Raw genomic sequence first — 18,093 nt, 5'->3', positions numbered from 1 at the left:
TCGAGTGGGCGGGGCGAGTTGTCGGTGCGGGCACGGTCAGGCGTGCAGGGCCGCGACGCTCAGGTCGTAGGAGTTGGTGGGGCGCAGCGCGACGCCGTCGATCCGGCTGCGCCGCGCGAGAACGGCTTTCGGGACGAACGACCACAGGCACGGGCACGTGTCCCAGATCTGCCGTTGCGCGTCGGCGAGGAGTTCGGCCCGCCGGGCGGCGTCGGCCTCCTCGGACGCCTGGGTGATGATTCGGGTGATCTCGGGAAAGATGTACCCGTGGTACGTGTCCCGGGTCGCTTCCTTCTCCGCGGTGCCCGCGTACATGCCCTGCATGATGGTGAGGGCCAGGCCCGTCGGGCTCGGGAAGCCGTTGCCCAGCAGGTCCCAGTCGCCGGCCTTGCCCTGACGCCACTGCGAGATGTCACCGCCGGGTTCGAACTGCTGCAGGGTAGTGCGCACACCGACCGCGGACAGCATCTGCAGCACCGATTCCATGATGTCGGTGTCGGCCGCGAATTCGCCGGTCTCCCAGATGATCTTCAGCTCGAGGTCGCGGACCCCGAGCGCGTCGAGTTCACCGCGGGCCCGGGCCGGGTCGTAGGTGTACTCGCCGGTCTCGACGGCGCCGTCGAGGGTGAGCGGGATGACCCCGCGCGAGGGGGTGGCGGAGCCCTGGAGAACCTGATCGGCGAGGGCATGTCCGTCGATGGCGTAGGTCAGCGCCCGGCGCACCCGCGCATCGGCCAGTGGATGCCCCTGCGGTTTCCGGAAATTGAAGAACAGCTGATTCAGCCGCACTCCGTCGATCCGGTCGATCGAGACGCCCGACAGTCCGGCGAGCTGATCGGCCGCGTCCGGGGTGATGGAGTCAATGACGTCGACCTCGCCGCTGCGCAACGTCACGACCCGGTTCGACTCGTCGGGCACGAAGCGGACGCGCACCGATTCGATCTGCGCCGGCGTTCCCCAGTAGTTCCCGTTGCGCTCCAGGGTGTAGTTTCCGGTGCCGCGATCGCTTTCCGTCACGACGTACGGTCCGGTCCCCACGCCCGACTGCAGTTCTTCGGGAACATTCGCGGCCGCCGGGGTGACGAGGATGTTCGACATGAGGTAGTCGAGCACCGGAACGGGGCGCTCGGTGTTCAGCGTGAAGCTGGTGTCGTCGATCTGGTCGACCGTGGGCCACTCGGGGAAGAACCCGCCGACGAAGGATCCGTCGACCTGGCTGTACATCTGCAGGGCCGTCGCGACGTCCCGGACCTGCACCGGGCTGCCGTCCGAATAGCGGATTCCGGGACGCAGGTGCACGAACCACTGGGTGGGCGAGACGAGTTCGAACCGATCGGCCAGGACCAGCTGGGGCCGCAGGTTCCGATCGATCTCGGTGAGTGCCTGCCGCACGCCGCGCTGCACGGTGAGTGCGGCATCGAACTGGTTCAGTTTGTTGTCGAGGCTCACGAGCGATCGGTTCAGGGCCAGGCTCACGGTCCTCGGTCCGGGCGTTCCGGTCGGGGTCGCGCATCCAGCGGCGGATCCGAGCGTGAGGCCGGCACCGAGGAGCAGACCCGACCGGAGCAGCGTTCTCCTCGAAAAACGCTGTTCGAAAAGAGAATTGGTCATCGTCGACCTCTCGGGACTCAGGGTGTGGGGCGCGGCGATCCGGTACGGCGCGAGATGGTTGCCCACCACGCGATGTGATCGCCGGCACATCCGAACTCTACTCAGAGTTGCTTGAGATGCGCAAGATGAGGTTCGAGACTTGCGCACAACGCGCATTAGTGCGATTGTGAGCTGAGTTACAAACGAAGCTGCTGTACCCGACACGCCGCGGTGTCGACACCTCCCATCGCCGGCGTTATCGAAAGGTCGACGATGACCCCTCACGCAGACACCGAACGGCCGGTGACCGAATGACGCAGCACGCCGCCGACACGGCATTTGCAGCCCAGCCCCCGGGCTCGGCGCCCCGCCGGACCTCCCGTGCCCCGAGAATGCTGACGGCGGCCATGCCCCGCTACGTCGCAAAACGCCTCGGACAGAGCGCGCTGGCCGTCTTCCTGACCCTGACCACAGTGTTCGTCCTCATCCGGATGGCGCCCGGCGACCCCGCCTACTCGATGGCCGGGCCGCTGGCCACCACCGACGATCTCGCCCGCATCCGAGCGGACATGGGCCTCGACCAGTCCGTGTTCACCCAGTACCTGCTGTATCTGCGCGGCCTGCTCCACCTCGATCTCGGGACGTCGTACTCGTTTCAGGCGCCCGCCTTCGACGTCGTCCTCGCCCGCCTCCCCTACACGATCACCCTCGCCGTCTCGGCGATCGTGCTCACCACCCTGGTGTCCATTCCGCTCGGCGTGTGGATGGCCCGCCGCGCCGACACGAGACGCGAGCTCGGTGCCAACGTCGTCACCATCGCCGGTCAGTCCATGCCCGACTTCTGGACCGGCCTCATGCTCATCACCCTGTTCGCCGTCCTGATCCCGGTGTTTCCCGCCGCCGGCTTCACGACGTGGTCGAGCCTGGTGCTGCCGACGGTGACCGTGGCGGTGCTGCAGATCGCCCTCATCTCCCGCATGGTGCGCCGCGAGATGGTCGGCGCGTTCTCCTCCCCGTACATGACCGTGGCCCGCTCCCGAGGTGTCTCGGAGCGCGAACTCATCTGGCGGTACGCCCTGCGGAACTCGGCGATCCCGGTCCTGACCGCGCTGGGCACGAGGTTCGCGTCCATGCTCAACGGTGTCGTCGTGGTCGAGGTCGTCTTCGCGTGGCCCGGCGTCGGCTCGCTGGTGGTGCGGGCACTCGAGACCCGGGACTACCCCCTCATCCAGGCCACCGTTCTGGTGACCGCGGTGCTCGCCGTCCTCGTGCAACTCGTCGTCGATCTCTGCTACCCGCTTCTCGACCCGCGCGTCCGCCTCGGAAAGGGAACGAACAAATGACCACCGTCATCGATCCCCCGGCACAGGCGCGGCCGAGCGCCGTCACCGCCAGGGACATCGCCCGGGCCGGTGCCACCCGCCGGGCCCGCGACAGTCGCGTGAAGATCTGGGTGGGCAGCATCTGCGCCCTCGCCGTCATCGCGCCCGTCGCACTGGCGCAACTGCTTCCGCTTCCGTCGCCGGACGCCACCGACCTCTCCCAGCGCCGCCTTCCGCCGCTGACGGACGGGCACCTGTTCGGCACCGACCAACTCGGCCGCGACCTGCTCTCCCGCGTCCTCTACGGCGGACAGGTGTCGCTGACGATCGGCATCCTCGCGGTCGTCGTGTCCGGGCTGATCGGCCTGTGTTTCGGCGCCCTCGCCGGGTATCTCGGCGGCTGGACCGACACCGTCGTGAGCAGGCTCCTCGAGGCCCAGCTGTCGCTGCCGCTCCTCATGATGCTGCTGCTCGTCGTGGCCCTGTTCGGCCCGTCGATCCCGGTGATCACGTTCGTCATCGCGATCGCGCAGTGGCCGGAGATCGCCCGGCTGACCCGCTCACTCGTCCTCGTCGAACGCGAGAAACCGTATGTCGCGGCGTCGCGGGTGCTCGGGCTCGGACGCACGGCCATCCTGTTGCGCCACGTCGTTCCCAACGTCATCAAGCAGGCCTCGCTCGTCGTGCTCCTGCTGCTCGCCCAGGCCGTTCTTCTCGAGAGCGCGCTGAGCTACCTCGGTGCCGGGCCGCAACGTCCGTTCGCCACCTGGGGCCGGATCATCTCCGACGGCCAGGACTACATCACCACCTCCTGGTGGCTCGTCACCCTGCCCGGTCTCGTCATCGTGCTCCTCGTGATCGGGGTGAACCTGCTCGGCGACGGACTCCGCGACCGGCCGAAGTCGGTGCGACTGCAACCGGGTGTGCTGCACAAACTTCGGACGCGGAAGGGACGTGCCTGACATGGACAACCTCCTCAGAGTCGACGAACTGCAGATCGAACTCATCACCGCGCGGGGCGTCATCCGCGCCGTCGACGGCGTGTCCTTCTCCATCGACGCCGGCGAAACGGTGACGATCATCGGCGAATCGGGCTCGGGCAAATCGACCACCGCGATGGGCATTCTCGGGCTGCTCCCCGACGACCTCGCCGTCCTCTCGGGCGCGGTGCGGTTCAAGGACGCCGACCTCCTCGGGAAGCCGAAGGCCCTCGCCAAGGTCCGGGGACGGCACATCGCCCTGGTCCCGCAGGACCCGATGACCGCGTTGAGCCCGGTGCACACCATCGGGTCCCAGTTGCGGGAGGCTGTCCGCCACAGCGGCGTCACCGGCAGGGCGAAGGAGACCGCGCGGGCCGTGGAACTCCTCGAGCAGGTGCGGATCCAGAATCCGGCGGGACAACTCGGGAAGTACCCGCACCAACTGTCCGGCGGGATGCTGCAGCGCGTGCTGATCGCCTGCTCGCTCGCGTCGAGCCCGGAACTGATCGTCGCCGACGAACCCACCAGCGCCCTCGACGTGACCGTGCAGGCGAGCATCCTCGACCTGCTCCTCGAACTGCAGGAGCGCACCGGCGTGGGCATGCTCGTCATCACCCACGACCTCGGTGTCGCCCGGCTGATGTCGGATCGCATCTACGTCATGAAGGACGGCCGGTTCGTCGAGAGCGGTGACGCCGAAGACCTGGTCCGCCATCCCGGCAGCGCCTACACCAAGAAGCTGCTCGACGCCGTCCCCCGGCTCGGCGACTACACCACGACCGTAGGAGCGTCGACATGAGTGCACCTCTGCTGTCCGTCGAAGATCTCGTCGTCGAATACCCGGTCCCCGACGGGGTGTTCCGCGCGGTCGACACCGTCAGCTTCGCCGTGGACAAGGGGGCGACGCTGGCCGTGGTCGGTGAGTCCGGGTGCGGCAAGTCGACCATCGCGAAGTCGATCGTCCGGCTGCTCACCCCGACGTCCGGCCGCATCCTGGTGGACGGGGTCGACATCGCGCAGCTCTCCGAGAAGGCGCTGCGTCCCTTCCGGTCTCGCGTGCAGATGGTCTTCCAGGATCCGTACGGGTCGCTGGATCCGCACCTGACGGCCGTCGACATCGTGGGCGAACCGCTGCGCCTGCAGGGCGTTCGGAGCAAAACCGAGCGGGCAAGCAGGGCGGCAGCGCTGATCGATCGGGTCGGTCTGCCCGCCTCCGCGCTCCATCGCAGGCCCGCCGAGTTCTCCGGCGGTCAGCGGCAACGCATCGGTATCGCCCGGGCCCTGGCCAGCGACCCGGAACTGCTCGTGTGCGACGAGGCCACCAGCGCGCTCGACGTGTCGGTGCAGGCGCAGGTGCTGGACCTCCTCCGCGAGATCCAGCAGGACACCGGCCTGACGTACGTCTTCATCTCCCACAACCTCGGCGTGGTCCGCGAGATCAGCGACACCGTGATCGTCATGTCGCGCGGGCAGGTGGTCGAAAGCGGTTCCACCCCCGACGTTCTCGAACGCCCCGCCGAGCCGTACACGCAGGCCCTGCGCGCCGCCGCGCTCGACCCCACCACCATGGTCGGGATCAAACCCCGCCACCTCGTCTCGCGCCTCTCCGGCGCGACCGAGGGTCCCCGCACCGCATCCCGAGGAGTAGCTTGATGCCCGAACTCGACCAGACCTCACTCGTGCTCGGCACGATGACCTTCGGCGACACCGTCGACTTCGACGGCGCCGCAGCGATGGTCGACACAGCGCTCGATGCCGGGATCACCCACATCGACACCGCCAACGGCTACGCCGGCGGAGAGTCCGAGAAGATCCTCGCGCGGCTGCTGGCCACCCGTCGCGACCGCGTCACCCTCGCCACCAAGGCGGGGATGCCCCACCCCGACGCGGGCGATCACTCCCCGCTCTCGCCCGCGGGCCTCCGGTCGAGCGTCGAGGCGAGCCTGCAGCGGCTGGACACCGATTACGTCGACCTGTTCTACCTCCATCAGCCGGACCGGGCCACGCCGCTCGCCGACACCCTGTCCACCGTCGCGGACCTGGTGTCGGAAGGCAAGATTCGCGCCCTCGGTGTCTCCAACTTCGCCGCCTGGCAGATCGCGGAACTGAACCACACCGCCGACGCGGTCGGCGCACCCCGCCCGATCGTGGCCCAGCAGCTCTACAACCTCCTGGCCCGGCGAATCGAGGAGGAGTACGTCGAGTTCGCGGCCGTCACCGGCCTGATCACGATGGTCTACAACCCACTCGGTGGCGGTCTGCTCACCGGTCGGCACTCGTTCGACACGACGCCCGCCGACGGCCGGTTCGGTGATTCGCGGCTCGCGCAGATGTACAAGGAGCGGTACTGGAACACCGCGATCTTCGACGCCGTCCACCAGCTGTCCGTGATCGCCGACAAGGCCGGCATTCCGCTCACCGAACTCGCCCTCCGCTGGCTGGTGTCCAAGCCTGCCGCGGGCCCGATCCTCCTCGGCGGATCGAAGGTCGCGCACCTGCAGTCGAACATCGCCGCCGTCGCGAAGGGCACACTCGACGACGAACTGATTGATGCGTGCGACGAAGTGGGCGGCGCCCTGCGCGGACCCATGCCCAACTACAACCGCTAGGAGTAACTCCCCTCATGAGCGCCCAGGAATTCGCCGCCCGACTCCGCGGCCGGGAACGGATCGTCGGCTACTGGTCCGTCATCGACAGCCCCGTCTCGACGGAATGGCTCGCCCACGTCGGGTGGGACTACATCGCCCTCGACCTCCAGCACGGCCTGATCGGGTACTCCGGGATGGTCGCGGGACTCACCGCGATCGACGCGTCGGGCTCCTCCGTCGGCATGGTCCGCGTGGAGTCGAACGACCCGACGCCGATCGGCCGCGCGCTCGACGCCGGCGCGGCGGGAGTGATCGTTCCGCTGGTGAACACGGCCGAGGAAGCCGCCCGCGCCGTCGCGTCGGCCACCTACCCGCCGGCCGGAATCCGCTCGTACGGGCCGATGCGCTCCCAACTGCGGATCGGCCCGACCCCGGCGGACGCCAACCGTGACACGGTGCTCGTCGTGATGATCGAGACCCCACAGGGCCTCGCGAACGTCGAGGAGATCTGCGCCGTCCCCGGACTCGACGGCATCTACGTCGGACCGTCCGACCTGCGCCTCGCCGTCGGCGGCGCCCACCCGAACGACCCGAGCGTCGACGACGAATTCGAGGCCGCCCTCGTCCGCGTCCGGGAAGCCGCCGCCGCCGCCGGCATCGCGGCGGGCATCCACACCCCCGACGGCGCCGTCGCGGCACGGCGCCTCGCCGAGGGGTACACCTTCGCGACCGTCGCGTCCGACCTCACCCACCTCAAGGCCGTCTCCGCGGCTCATCTCAAAGCGGCGACCGGGGAGTAGATCGGTCACCTGTGGTCCACGCGCCGCCCGACGTATCCGCTCACGACAAGGGGTCGTGACGGATACGTCCGGACTCCACACCCGCCGCTTGCAACCGAAACTTGATGGTTTGGATCGCCGAGGGCGAACCCGATATCTGGATGTCGTGGTCGGTCCAGTTCGAGTAGACCGCGACGACCGACCCCACTGGGCCGGTGAGCAGTTGATGCATACCCGCGGGGACCTCGGATCGACCCGTGAACCACCACGGATCGGCACTTTCCTCCACCACTGGCACCACGGTGAGCCACGGATTGGTCCGCGCTATCCCCCAAAGCATTTCGAGGTCGTAGAGATCGCACGGGTACCTACCGGACACGAAGAGGTGAGTGCGTCGATTGCGCGAGTGTCGGGCCATGCTCATGAGCTGGGCACGTAGCGGAGCCGTCCCCGTGCCGACCCCGATCAGGAGGCGGTCGCGTTCGGGGTCGGAGACATCACCGAGTGAGCCGACGGGCGACCCGAGCACCCAGGTATCACCGACCCGGGCGTGATCGACGATTGCGGGACTGACCCAGCCACCCGGAACCCTCCGCACATGGAACTCGAGCGTTCCATCGGCACTCCACGGCGTGGCGGGTGACAGGTGGCGCCACATCCGGGGACGGCCGGGTACCTGGACACTCACATACTGACCGGGCACATAGGGCATCGGTTGATCGAGTTGCAGCCTGACGACGGCGATATCGCCACGCACCCTGCGGTGTTCGCGCACCGTCCCGATCCAACTGGGCGGCCCGGTCTCCGAGCGGGCTGCATCCATCATGACGTCGGTTACCAGCGCGATCGCCTGTCGCCACGCAGCTCCCACCTCCGTGGTCCACGTGCGCGGTTCACACACCTTTTCCAGCGCTGCGACAAGGGCGATGCCGACCGCGCTGTAGTGCGAATCGTCGATTCCGTACTTTCGGTGGTCTCGCCCCACCTGGGCCAGGTACGGAAACACGAATTCCGGTGCCTCCAAACGATCGATGACATAGCCGATAGCTCGGACCAACCGGTCGCGTTGCGTATCCATGGCTGCGGGAAAAACGCCCGTGCCTCGGGATTGGTCGCGAACAGAGTTGCATGGAACGAACTGGCGAGCGCTCCGGGGCCGCCCGGGAACGAAGCGACAGCCCTGAAACTCGATCTCACGAGCGCGACAGTTTCGGCATCCATCACCGCGAGCTACAGACCGGCGGAGCCGCTATGCGATCTCGCGTGCCGGATCACCGTGACCACCTTCCACATCACCATATCGAACGGTGGTCCTCTCCCGAATGAACTCCGCGACCCGCGCGATCGCCTTCCGCGCCTCAGGCACCAGATCTGCGGCCACCTGGAATACATGGAACTGTCCATCCCAGATCTCGAGAGAGGCCGGAACACCGGCTTCCACAAGACGATCGAACATGAAGCGTGAGTCGGGGCACAGCAGATCTTTGGATCCCACCTGCAGCAGAACTGGAGGTAACCCACGGAGCTCCGCGTCGACGGGAGACAGCGGCAGCCCCGATACCCCACGAGAGCGGTGTTCGACCCGCATGGCGAGGGAGCTCAACGCCAATAGCGCAGAACGGGGAATAACCGGACATCGTGCAGACGTGGAATGTTGCAGCTTACTTGTCGGGTCCAGGTCCGTGAGCGGCGACAACGCGACGAGCCCGGCCGGCCGTGGCAGCCCTGGATCGTCGAGGGCGAGCGCCACCATGAACGCGAGGTATCCGCCCGCGGAATCGCCGGCAATGACAATTTGCGTGGGCGAGAATCCTCGCGCCAACAACCACTGGTAGCCGGCGATTCCATCGGCTACCGCGTCATCGATCGTATGCGTCGGCATGAGCCGGTAGTCGACGCTGAGCACGCTGGCATCGGCCGACTGCGAGATTCGCGAGGCGAGTCGCCGATGCGTGTTGAGGCCACAGGACAGGAAGCCACCACCGTGCAGGTAGAGCACCACGCTGTGGAGATCGGCGTCGTGCGCCTGGATCCAATCCGCATCGCAGTTCGTCAGGCGCACGCGCCGATGCCCTACTCCGTCCAGCGGAGGTAGCACACGCGCAGCCTGGTCCACCGCTCGCGCGGCCCAGCTCGTGCTCGGAACTCGCGCCCAGACACCGAGCGCCGGCTTGACCGTCACACGCAACAGATGCGCAATGGTCTTCGACTGAAGACTGTTGCCAGGGAGCATGTTCGGTTGACCAAGTGCGTTCCGCTCGGGGCCCATCCCCGACTGATGGACCCGGCCCACATTGCAGGTTGCCTCCGCGATCTGTCGTGCAATCGAACTGGGGGCTGCCATTGGAACTCCACCTCTTTCAGATGGTCACGCCTGGACTGCAGGCAACCGGCGTTAACCTCGTATCAACTCTGCTCCAACGTATGGTGTGCATCACCCCAGCGCATTACCCCGTAGGGGTGGAAACGTAGCCCCTTCGGGACATTGTTCACCGAGGGAGTCGACGGCAGATCCCTTTACCGGGGAAATGGGGTATGCCGCAGGGCGAGCGGTCCGACTGTGTCAGAGGCAGTCGTCGACAGCGGGCGCACCGGCGAAACGTGCTGCGAGGAAGTCGATCGCACCCGGCGCGCCGGTGATCAACATGGTGTTGTGGCTTCCGCCTGGGGGCCGAACCACCTGCACCGCATCGCCCGCAGCGCAGGCCTGACGGACGTACTCGTCGTGGACCGCGACGGGCACCAGTTCGTCGGCTTCCGCGTGATAGCTGTAGATCGGTGACCCGGTACCGACAGCGGTGGGGCTGTTCTCCGCGAGGGCGTCTCGAAGATCGGGAACGTCGAACGGTCGAGGGTCGATCGTGTAGTGGTGCAGCGAGCGGAACGCGTACGTTGCAATCAATTCGACGGTGCATACCGCGCTACTCGCCTGCATGGCCGTCCGGCCTTCGCCGGTGAACAGATCATTCAGCCGCTTCTCGGGGTACGCGCGATCGATACCGGTCACTCCGCCGAAGGTGAGTCCGAAGCCGTACCCCCCGTCGACGTTCCGCATCGTTGCCTCGAGATCCGCCGGCAACCCGCCCAGAGCCAGTGCATCCACATCCAATTCGGGGGCGTGCGCCTGCTGGAGCTGGGCCGCCCAGGCGGTGGCGAATGCTCCGCCCGAGTACCCCCACAGCCCCGTGGGCGCGTTCACGCCCAGTCCCGCGGGTCCGAAATGCTGCGCGGCGCGTACCCCGTCGAGAACCGCGTAACCGGCCTGCGGGCCGGCGAGAAACTCGGACTCCGGGCCCTCGTAGTCGGCGGTGACGACCGCCCACCCGCGCGACAGCAGGTTCCCGATCATCAGCGACTCGGATGCCGCGTTCGAGGTCGCCGCCCCGAGGCCCGCCGTGAGCGCATACGACGGGGCGCACCGGGATCCGAGACCGTCCTCCGCGGTCTGGTACGAGACGAGAGGCCGGGGCCCTTCGCCGGTCCACGGAGTTCTCGGGACCAGAACCGTGGCGACGTCGGCTACCGGATTTCGGTGGGAGTCGAGGGATTTGTAGAGCAGCTGCCAGGAGTCGACCGGAAGCGGAACGCTCAACGCCGTCGCTGCCACCGGCCGCGACCGCAGGATCGTCCCGTCCGGCTGGGCCTCGTAGCCGGCTGGAGCTCGGTAGAACGGATCCTCGGAGGGAACGGGGACGTCGGCTACCGCGGGACCGACTCCACCTACCAGGCTCACGCTCGCCGCCGTCACCACCGCGGCCAGAATCAACGACCATCGCCTCGCCCGCACAGGATGATCCTCTCGCGTGGCAACCCATACGCTCCCGCCAATCGGCATTCTGCCACTCAATACGGTCGAAGTATAGCTATTGTCTGACCAAAATGGTTGCGAGTCGGCTCGCGCGCATCCAGCGCCGCTCAACCCCTCCGAAGCGGGATCAAAACACCTCATCCGGGTGACGTACCGCCCTCGAGTATGCATGAGACTCGAGTCACAGTGCATGAGGGCGTAGCCGGTGACACCGGTTCGTCCCGGCACTGCTCAGCCCGCACCAGAGAGAAGGTTGATCATGACGACAGTCGAATCCGCCGACACCACAACAGTTCCCGACGACATAGGCAGGCAGATCGTCCTCCCCGAGGGACACAGCGACGACGCGAAACTGTACGAGGCCTACCGGTGGCTCCGCGAGAACCAGCCCCTCGGGCAGGCGCGGGTAGAGGGGTACGACCCCCTCTGGCTGGTCAGCAAGCACGCCGACCTGATGGAAATCGAGCGACAGCCAGAGATTTTCAGTGCGGGTGGTGGCGAGAACAAGGGCTCACACAACCCGATTCTCAGCAATCAGGCCGGTGACGAGTTCACGAAGACACTCACCGGCGGCAGTCTCCGCATTCTCGACGCGCTGCCCTACCTCGACCCGCCGGAACACACCACGATCAAGGACGTTGCGTTCGACTGGTTCCGCCCGGCGAACCTCAAGAAGTGGGAAGACCGCATTCGCGAGACCGCGCGGGAGTCCGTCACGCGCCTCGTGTCCGGAAAGCAAGACCTGGATGCCGTGCACGAGTTCGCAGTGTTCTTCCCGCTGCACGTCATCATGTCGCTCTTCGGTGTTCCCGTGGAAGACGAACCACGCATGATGGCGCTGACGCAGGACCTCTTCGGAGTCGCAGACCCGGATGCGAAGCGCGACGACATCGAAACCCTGTCTCCCGACGCCGCGGCACAGCAGTGGGCCGCGGCGATCGCGGACTTCTACGCGTATTTCGATGTTCTCGTCGAGAGCAGGCGCGCCGAACCGCGCGACGACCTGGCCACCCTCATCGCCGTCGCGAAGGACGCGAGCGGGGAGTACTTCCCCAAGACCTTCGCCTACGGATGGTTCGTTGCCATCGCCACCGCCGGCCACGACACCACGGCCAGCACCCTCGCGGGATGCCTGCAACAGCTGGCTGCACGTCCCGACATCCTCGAGCGTGTCCAGGGCGACCTCACCCTGGTTCCACACCTCGTGAACGAGGCACTGCGGATCGTGTCGCCGGTGAAGCAGTTCACCCGCGTCGCTCTCCGCGACTACGAACTCCGCGGACGCACCATCAATGCCGGCGACCGCCTGATGCTGCTGTTCCAGTCCGGCAACCGAGATGCCGAAGTGTTCGACAATCCGGACATCTTCGACATCGACCGACGCCCGAACAAGCAGATCGCCTTCGGCTACGGTCCGCACATGTGCATCGGACAGCATCTCGCCAAGCTCGAGATGAAGGTCATGCTCGAGGAGCTGCTGCCCACACTCCGGCGCGTCGAGGTGACCGGTGATCCGAAGATGATCCAGACGAACTTCGTCGGCGGACTCCGGCGTCTGCCTGTCCACCTGACGTTCGCCTGACCCGGTGGTGCGCCGAGGCGAGAATTGCTTCGGCGCACCGCCTTCCCGCGAGAAAGCGCCACCACATCATGACGAAAGTTACCTACCATCTGCCTGACGGGACGACTGAGCAGGTCGACGTCGAACCCGGCGAGACGCTCATGAATGCATCGCTCCGCAACAATCTCTCCGGCATCGTTGCCGAATGCGCCGGCAGTTGCGCCTGCGCCACCTGCCACGTTCATCTCCCGAAGGAGTACACCCACTTCTTCGCCGAACCGACCGACGAGGAGACGGATCTGATCGCATATCTGGATGCGGCGGACGATGATTCCCGCCTGTCCTGCCAGCTCGTCGTCGGTGACAGCGACGCCGAGATCCACGTCCGAGTCGCAGACAGCAGGTGACATGGTGACGGTGCAACTACACGGCAACACGGCGATGAACGTCCGGCATGCCTGCTACCTCGTCGCCGGGATCGCGGCGCTACTTCTGACGTGGCCGTTCGCGTTCGACTGGATCGGCGACGGCGGCAACATCTTGAATCCGGTCGAGTTCTTCGGTGACGGCATCGAACCGGGCGGCACGGCCGCCTTCCTGAGCATCGACATGTTGATCGCGTGGGCGGTCTTCATCGTGTGGGTTCTCACGGACACCGTGCGGATCGGGATGGGCCGCAAATGGGGCGTGGTCTTCGTTCTGCTGTCCTACATCGGCGTGTCGATGGCCTTTCCGTTCTATCTCATTGTCCGCGAGCGGTTCCTGGCCGGCCACGTTCCCGGACAACCGGTGCCGCCGTGGGACGGCCGCGAATCGAGTGCGTCGACGAGCTTGTAGCCGGCCGGAAGGCAGGACACAACACGCGAAGTGCGCCAGGACCGAGGTCCTGGCGCACTTCGCGTTCCGTCACGACGCCGAGGTGCCGTTCACACCACCCGGCGGGCCTTCATCCCCTCGAACACTGGTGCGACGCGAACCACGTCGCCGGTCGTCGGGGCGTGGACCATCTGTCCGTTCCCCACGTAGATCGCGACATGCCCTGGGCCCGCCGAGCCCCAGTTTCCGAACAGCAGATCTCCCGGCATCGCATCCGCGAGCGGCACCTCGACACCGACATTCCATTGCGTCTCGGAGGTGCGGGGAAGGGACATCCCCGACGTGGCCGCGTGGACGGCATAGGACGTCAGACCGGAGCAGTCGAAACCGCCCGCCGAGGGACCGTTCACGTTCCCGCCGCCCCACACGTACGGGAGACCGAGGTACCGGACGGCGGCTTCGACGATCTTGCCGCCGATGCCGTCCGCCCCGCCTCCGAAGACCCCGAGAAGCGAGGCATATCGCGACTCGGACGCGCGGATCTTCGCGACGTAGGGTTTCGTCTGATTCTCGTAATCTGCTGCACCTGAGGGCATACCGCTACTATTTCGGACCGCGCCCACACCTGCGTTGTACCCCGCGATCGTCAGGTCGAGCGTGTCGCCGACCACCTCTCCCTGCGCTTTCCACTGTTCGATCTGGTCGTACATGTCGCAGAGGAGGTGGCCGGAGGCCATCACCGAGTCTGCGACATCGAGGATGTCGGCCTTCCCGTCGCCGTCGGCATCCTTGCCGTACCTCGCCCAGGTGGCAGGCATGAACTGACCCGGGCCGCGTGCGCCGGAGGGTGACACCGGAGCGGTGGCACCATAGCGAAATCCGTTCTCCGCGGAATACAGCGCGGCAAGCACGGGCGCCTTCACGCCGTCGCAGATGGAGCCCGCCTTCTGGAACCACGGAACGAAGACGGCGATCGAACCGATAGCCGACGACGTTGCTGCGGAGGAATCGAGCACCGACGGCACCCATTGCGACAACACGCCATCACTCTCTCCCTGCGCAAGGGCATCACGCGTCGTCGGTGACGGCCCCCGCGACGGGGAATACGGCTCCGTAGCGACCGGCCCGGAGGACCGGGGACTCACGTTGCCCTCAGGTCGGAGATCTCTGGGAGGCAACGGATCCTGCAGGGGTGCCGGCACCGGCGCGGGAGGTAGATATGGTGCTACTGCATCCTGAACGGCAACGGCCGCTGCGTCGACAGCTCGACGAGCCGGGTCCTGAACTTCTGGGGGCAGATTCGCAATGGACTGGTCGATCTGCACGTCGAACCCCGGTGCGGCCTCTACGATCGACTGAACCTGTTGCGTCGCAATGCCTTGCGCGGGCTCTGGCAGGTCGGCGCCATGTACGATGCCCCCGATTGCCGCGGCTACCCCGACGATGATCGCCGAAGGATCAACGGACATTGTTTTCCTCCTGAAGTGTGAGCCAGGTCAAAGAGACTCATGAGATGTGACTCGAGTCTCCCGCGCCCGCCTTCCTCGCCGCGTCGCACCAGAGGGTGGTTCGGGTACTTCATCGGAGCGACGGTCGGTCAGCCCACGATGTGGCCCCGTTTCGCCACCTCCCCCCACCGGGGGAGTGAAGGGGGAGATTGGAGCGAACTTGCCCTTCATCCCTGTTTTTCACCCTTGTGACCTACCTAACATCACCCGTACGCAAGTGATGCCCGACTACGGGTGAACGCCGAAACAACCTGAATCTAGGAGCAATCGTGCAGATCAGCGCCGCCGTAATCAACGAAGTGTCGGGAGACTTCGCCATCGAGACCGTGTCTCTGAGCGAACCCACGGAGCACGAAGTCCTCGTCGAGATCGCCGGCGTCGGTCTCTGCCACACCGACCTGGCCGTCAAGGAGGGGCATCTCCCGTTCCCTCTCCCGGGCGTCGTCGGCCACGAGGGCAGCGGCACGGTCGTGAGGGTCGGATCCGGTGTCACGAAGGTGGCAGAGGGCGACAGGGTCGCCATCAGCTTCAACAGTTGCGGCGAGTGTGCCCACTGCGGGAAGGGCGAGCCTGCCTATTGCCACAATTTCATGGCGTTCAACTTCGGTGGCGTGCGCCCAGACGGCAGTTCGGCACTCACCGTTGGTGATGCGCCGCTCGGCGGCAACTTCTTCGGCCAGTCCTCCCTCGCGACACATGCCATCGCTCATGAGCGCAACGTCGTGAAGGTCGCGGACGACGCCCCACTCGAACTGGTCGGTCCGCTCGGCTGCGGAATCCAGACCGGCGCAGGGGCAGTGTTGAACTCACTCGACGTCGCTCCGGGCTCGTCACTTGTCATCGTCGGGGCAGGTTCGGTCGGCCTGGCAGCCGTGCTCGCTGCCGTGGTCCGCGAGGTCGGCGTGATCATCGTCGTCGAACCTCACGAGTCGCGGCGCGAACTCGCGCTCTCCTTGGGCGCGACCCATGTCGTCGACCCCGCGGAGGGTGCCCTCTCCGAACAGATCCGGGCAATCGTGTCCGACGGCGTCGACTACGCCATCGATACGACGGCACTCCTTCCGGTGCTCGACCAGATCCTGCAGTCACTCGGTGTCCGGGGCTCCCTCGGCCTCATCGGAGTCCCCGCCGACCCGGCCGCCACGATCCCGATCGGCATGATGCCGACGCAGCTGTTCGGGCATACGATCCGCGGCATCGTCGAGGGGGATGCCGACCCCGACACGTTCATTCCCTACCTTCTCGATCTCCACCGCCAGGGCAAGTTTCCGTTCGACAAGTTGATCACGACGCTGCCGTTCTCTCAGATCAACGAGGCTGTGGCCGTACAGCATCGAGGTGAGGCGGTGAAGGTCGTCCTCGTCCACGAGTGATGACCAATCTTGTTTACCCGTCGGATGCTCCGGAAACAGCGAGAAAGGCTGTTCGATGTCTGTAGATCTGAAAGCTCGCCCGCCCAGAGCGAGTGCTGTCCGGAAGGCCGTCCAGGTCGCGCCGACGGCCGTCGGCGCGTTCTACGCGACGTCGATGGAGACGTTCCGATGCATGTTCAAGCGCCCCTTCCACGCTCGCGAGTTCGTTCAGCAGGCGTGGTTCATCGCCGGCGTGTCGATCATGCCGGCGCTGCTGATGGCGATTCCGTTCTGCATGATGTTCGTGTATCAGATCAACATCCTCCTGGCCGAGATCGGCGCCGTCGACCTCAGTGGCGCCGGCGCCGGCGTTGCGATCATTCGGGAAATCGGCCCGGTTGTCACGGTTCTCGTCGTGGCAGGTGCCGGCTCGACCGCGATCTGCGCCGACCTGGGTTCACGGACGATTCGTGAAGAGATCGACGCGATGAAGGTGCTGGGGATCGATCCGATTCAACGCCTCGTTGTGCCGAGGGTACTGGCGTCGACGTTGATCGGGATGTTCCTGAACGGCCTCGTGTCGGCGGTCGGCCTGGTGGGCGGTTATATCGCGACGGTGTACATGCAGGGTGCGTCGCCGGGCCAGTATGTCACGGCGATCTCGATCCTGACCAAACTGCCCGACTTCCTCGTCAGCGAGGTGAAGGCGGCGGTGTTCGGCCTGCTCGCAGGGCTCGTCGCATGCCATTTGGGACTCAACGCGAAGGGCGGACCCAAGGGCGTCGGAGACGCAGTGAACCAGACCGTCGTGTTCAGCTTTCTGCTGCTTTTCCTCGCCAACTCGGTTATCACGACTCTCGCGCTGCACTGACAGCGCTCCACCTCTAGCCGCGAAGACGGCTGTCAACGGGAGAATTCTGTGTCGAAAGCTACTCGGGCCACCGGCGCGAGACCCAGGGTTGCCACGGTCGCGCTCCGCGTGGTCGATGCACCGATCGGCCACTTGGAGGAGATGGGGCGACAGCTCCACTTCTACAGCCATGCCGTCACCGCGATTCCGCGCACTTTCCGGCGGTACCGGAAGGAGACGCTCCGGCTTCTCGCCGAGGTCAGCATGGGGACCGGCGCCCTCGCGGTCATCGGGGGAACTCTCGTCGTCATCTCCCTGCTCACCACCGCGGTCGGCTACGAAGTGGGCCAGCAGGGCGCTACCTCGATGGGGCGCATCGGGATCGGCGCGCTGTCCGGATTCATCTCGGCGTTCTTCAATACCCGGGAGGCCATTCCGGTCATCGCGGGTATTGCGCTGACGGCAACGGTCGGTGCGGGTTTCACCGCGCAACTCGGCGCGATGCGCGTGAGCGAGGAGATCGATGCCATGGAGACCATGTCGATTCCGTCGCTCCCCTACCTGGTGACGACCCGGGTGATGGCCGGGATCATCGCGGTGATTCCGCTGTACGCGGTGGCGTTGTTCGTCGGATACGTCGCCACCCAGCTCGTCACCGAATATCTCGGCGAGGCGAGCGGAACGTACCAGCACTACTTCAACGTATTCCTCGTGCCCAGCGACGTCGCGTGGTCGATGGTGAAGGTCCTCGCGATGTCGGTGGTGGTGATGTGTGTGCACTGCTACCACGGTTACAACGCGAAGGGCGGGCCGGCGGGCGTCGGCGTCGCGGTCGGGCGGGCCGTGCGCACCTCCTTGATCGCGATCATGGTCATCGACCTGCTCATCGGAATCGCCGTCTACGGTGGCTCCGCCGGCGCCGTGAAAGTGGCGGGCTGA

Annotated in this window: 16 protein-coding genes and 1 pseudogene; 12 read left to right on the top strand and 5 right to left on the bottom strand. The window is 66.2% G+C overall.

What is annotated here, in order from left to right:
- Positions 1 to 36: 36 nt before the first annotated feature.
- Positions 37 to 1,611: an ABC transporter substrate-binding protein gene (locus FND50_RS05885; RefSeq protein WP_144285098.1), complete on the bottom strand. Its 1,575-nt coding sequence runs from the start codon at positions 1,609 to 1,611 to the stop codon at positions 37 to 39.
- A gap of 386 nt (positions 1,612 to 1,997) precedes the next feature.
- On the opposite strand from FND50_RS05885, the gene FND50_RS05880 reads away from it, so the two are divergent.
- Genes FND50_RS05880 through FND50_RS05855 form a run of 6 tightly spaced genes read left to right on the top strand, consistent with a single transcriptional unit; the run spans position 1,998 to position 7,280 of the window.
- Positions 1,998 to 2,933: an ABC transporter permease gene (locus tag FND50_RS05880; protein WP_144288985.1), complete on the top strand. Its 936-nt coding sequence runs from the start codon at positions 1,998 to 2,000 to the stop codon at positions 2,931 to 2,933.
- Positions 2,930 to 3,874, top strand: coding sequence for an ABC transporter permease (locus FND50_RS05875; RefSeq protein ID WP_144285097.1), 945 nt, complete (start codon positions 2,930 to 2,932; stop codon positions 3,872 to 3,874). The genes FND50_RS05880 and FND50_RS05875 overlap by 4 nt, the downstream gene beginning before the upstream one ends.
- Before the next feature lies 1 nt (position 3,875).
- Positions 3,876 to 4,691, top strand: coding sequence for an ABC transporter ATP-binding protein (locus tag FND50_RS05870; RefSeq protein WP_144285096.1), 816 nt, complete (start codon positions 3,876 to 3,878; stop codon positions 4,689 to 4,691).
- Positions 4,688 to 5,545 carry an ATP-binding cassette domain-containing protein gene (locus FND50_RS05865; RefSeq protein ID WP_144285095.1) on the top strand — a complete coding sequence of 286 codons (858 nt, stop codon included), beginning with the start codon at positions 4,688 to 4,690 and terminating at the stop codon, positions 5,543 to 5,545. Before FND50_RS05870 ends, FND50_RS05865 begins: the two co-directional genes overlap by 4 nt.
- On the top strand, positions 5,545 to 6,501 hold the full coding sequence (locus FND50_RS05860; RefSeq protein ID WP_144285094.1) for an aldo/keto reductase: 957 nt from the start codon (positions 5,545 to 5,547) through the stop codon (positions 6,499 to 6,501). The genes FND50_RS05865 and FND50_RS05860 overlap by 1 nt, the downstream gene beginning before the upstream one ends.
- Before the next feature lie 14 nt (positions 6,502 to 6,515).
- Positions 6,516 to 7,280, top strand: coding sequence for an HpcH/HpaI aldolase/citrate lyase family protein (locus tag FND50_RS05855; RefSeq protein ID WP_144285093.1), 765 nt, complete (start codon positions 6,516 to 6,518; stop codon positions 7,278 to 7,280).
- A gap of 40 nt (positions 7,281 to 7,320) precedes the next feature.
- Here the strand turns inward: FND50_RS05855 and FND50_RS05850 are convergent.
- From FND50_RS05850 to FND50_RS05840, 3 genes and pseudogenes are all read right to left on the bottom strand, one after another.
- Positions 7,321 to 8,480: pseudogene (locus FND50_RS05850) on the bottom strand (FAD-binding oxidoreductase).
- Positions 8,481 to 8,508: 28 nt separating this feature from the next.
- A complete protein-coding gene (locus FND50_RS05845; RefSeq protein WP_260850923.1) occupies positions 8,509 to 9,603 on the bottom strand; it encodes an alpha/beta hydrolase in 1,095 nt (364 codons plus the stop codon).
- 219 nt (positions 9,604 to 9,822) lie between these two features.
- The gene (locus tag FND50_RS05840) at positions 9,823 to 11,046 is read right to left on the bottom strand and encodes a lipase family protein (protein ID WP_260850922.1); all 1,224 of its coding nucleotides are present in this window, start codon (positions 11,044 to 11,046) and stop codon (positions 9,823 to 9,825) included.
- 280 nt (positions 11,047 to 11,326) lie between these two features.
- On the opposite strand from FND50_RS05840, the gene FND50_RS05835 reads away from it, so the two are divergent.
- The 3 genes from FND50_RS05835 (at position 11,327) to FND50_RS05825 (ending at position 13,465) form a co-directional block, all read left to right on the top strand.
- The gene (locus FND50_RS05835; RefSeq protein WP_144285091.1) at positions 11,327 to 12,649 is read left to right on the top strand and encodes a cytochrome P450; all 1,323 of its coding nucleotides are present in this window, start codon (positions 11,327 to 11,329) and stop codon (positions 12,647 to 12,649) included.
- A 68-nt stretch (positions 12,650 to 12,717) separates the two neighbouring features.
- Entirely contained in the window at positions 12,718 to 13,035 is a 318-nt protein-coding gene (locus tag FND50_RS05830; protein ID WP_144285090.1) for a 2Fe-2S iron-sulfur cluster-binding protein, read from the top strand.
- A gap of 1 nt (position 13,036) precedes the next feature.
- Positions 13,037 to 13,465: a DUF2834 domain-containing protein gene (locus tag FND50_RS05825; protein WP_144285089.1), complete on the top strand. Its 429-nt coding sequence runs from the start codon at positions 13,037 to 13,039 to the stop codon at positions 13,463 to 13,465.
- 89 nt (positions 13,466 to 13,554) lie between these two features.
- Here the strand turns inward: FND50_RS05825 and FND50_RS05820 are convergent, their stop codons facing one another.
- Positions 13,555 to 14,913 carry a bifunctional lytic transglycosylase/C40 family peptidase gene (locus FND50_RS05820; RefSeq protein ID WP_144285088.1) on the bottom strand — a complete coding sequence of 453 codons (1,359 nt, stop codon included), beginning with the start codon at positions 14,911 to 14,913 and terminating at the stop codon, positions 13,555 to 13,557.
- Positions 14,914 to 15,221: 308 nt separating this feature from the next.
- On the opposite strand from FND50_RS05820, the gene FND50_RS05815 reads away from it, so the two are divergent.
- The 3 genes from FND50_RS05815 to FND50_RS05805 all read left to right on the top strand — a co-directional run bounded on the left by FND50_RS05815 (position 15,222) and on the right by FND50_RS05805 (position 18,093).
- On the top strand, positions 15,222 to 16,325 hold the full coding sequence (locus tag FND50_RS05815) for an NAD(P)-dependent alcohol dehydrogenase (RefSeq protein WP_144285087.1): 1,104 nt from the start codon (positions 15,222 to 15,224) through the stop codon (positions 16,323 to 16,325).
- 55 nt (positions 16,326 to 16,380) lie between these two features.
- A complete protein-coding gene (locus FND50_RS05810; protein WP_144285086.1) occupies positions 16,381 to 17,175 on the top strand; it encodes an ABC transporter permease in 795 nt (264 codons plus the stop codon).
- Between the two features lie 141 nt (positions 17,176 to 17,316).
- Complete coding sequence (locus tag FND50_RS05805) at positions 17,317 to 18,093, top strand: ABC transporter permease (RefSeq protein WP_037231384.1); 777 nt, start codon at positions 17,317 to 17,319, stop codon at positions 18,091 to 18,093.

It is taken from the genome of Rhodococcus sp. WB9 (genome assembly GCF_007558985.1).
Taxonomy (GTDB): Bacteria; Actinomycetota; Actinomycetes; order Mycobacteriales; family Mycobacteriaceae; genus Rhodococcus_F; species Rhodococcus_F opacus.
The sequence above is the reverse complement of the archived record's forward strand: the minus strand, read 5'-3'. Positions and strand labels throughout refer to the sequence as shown.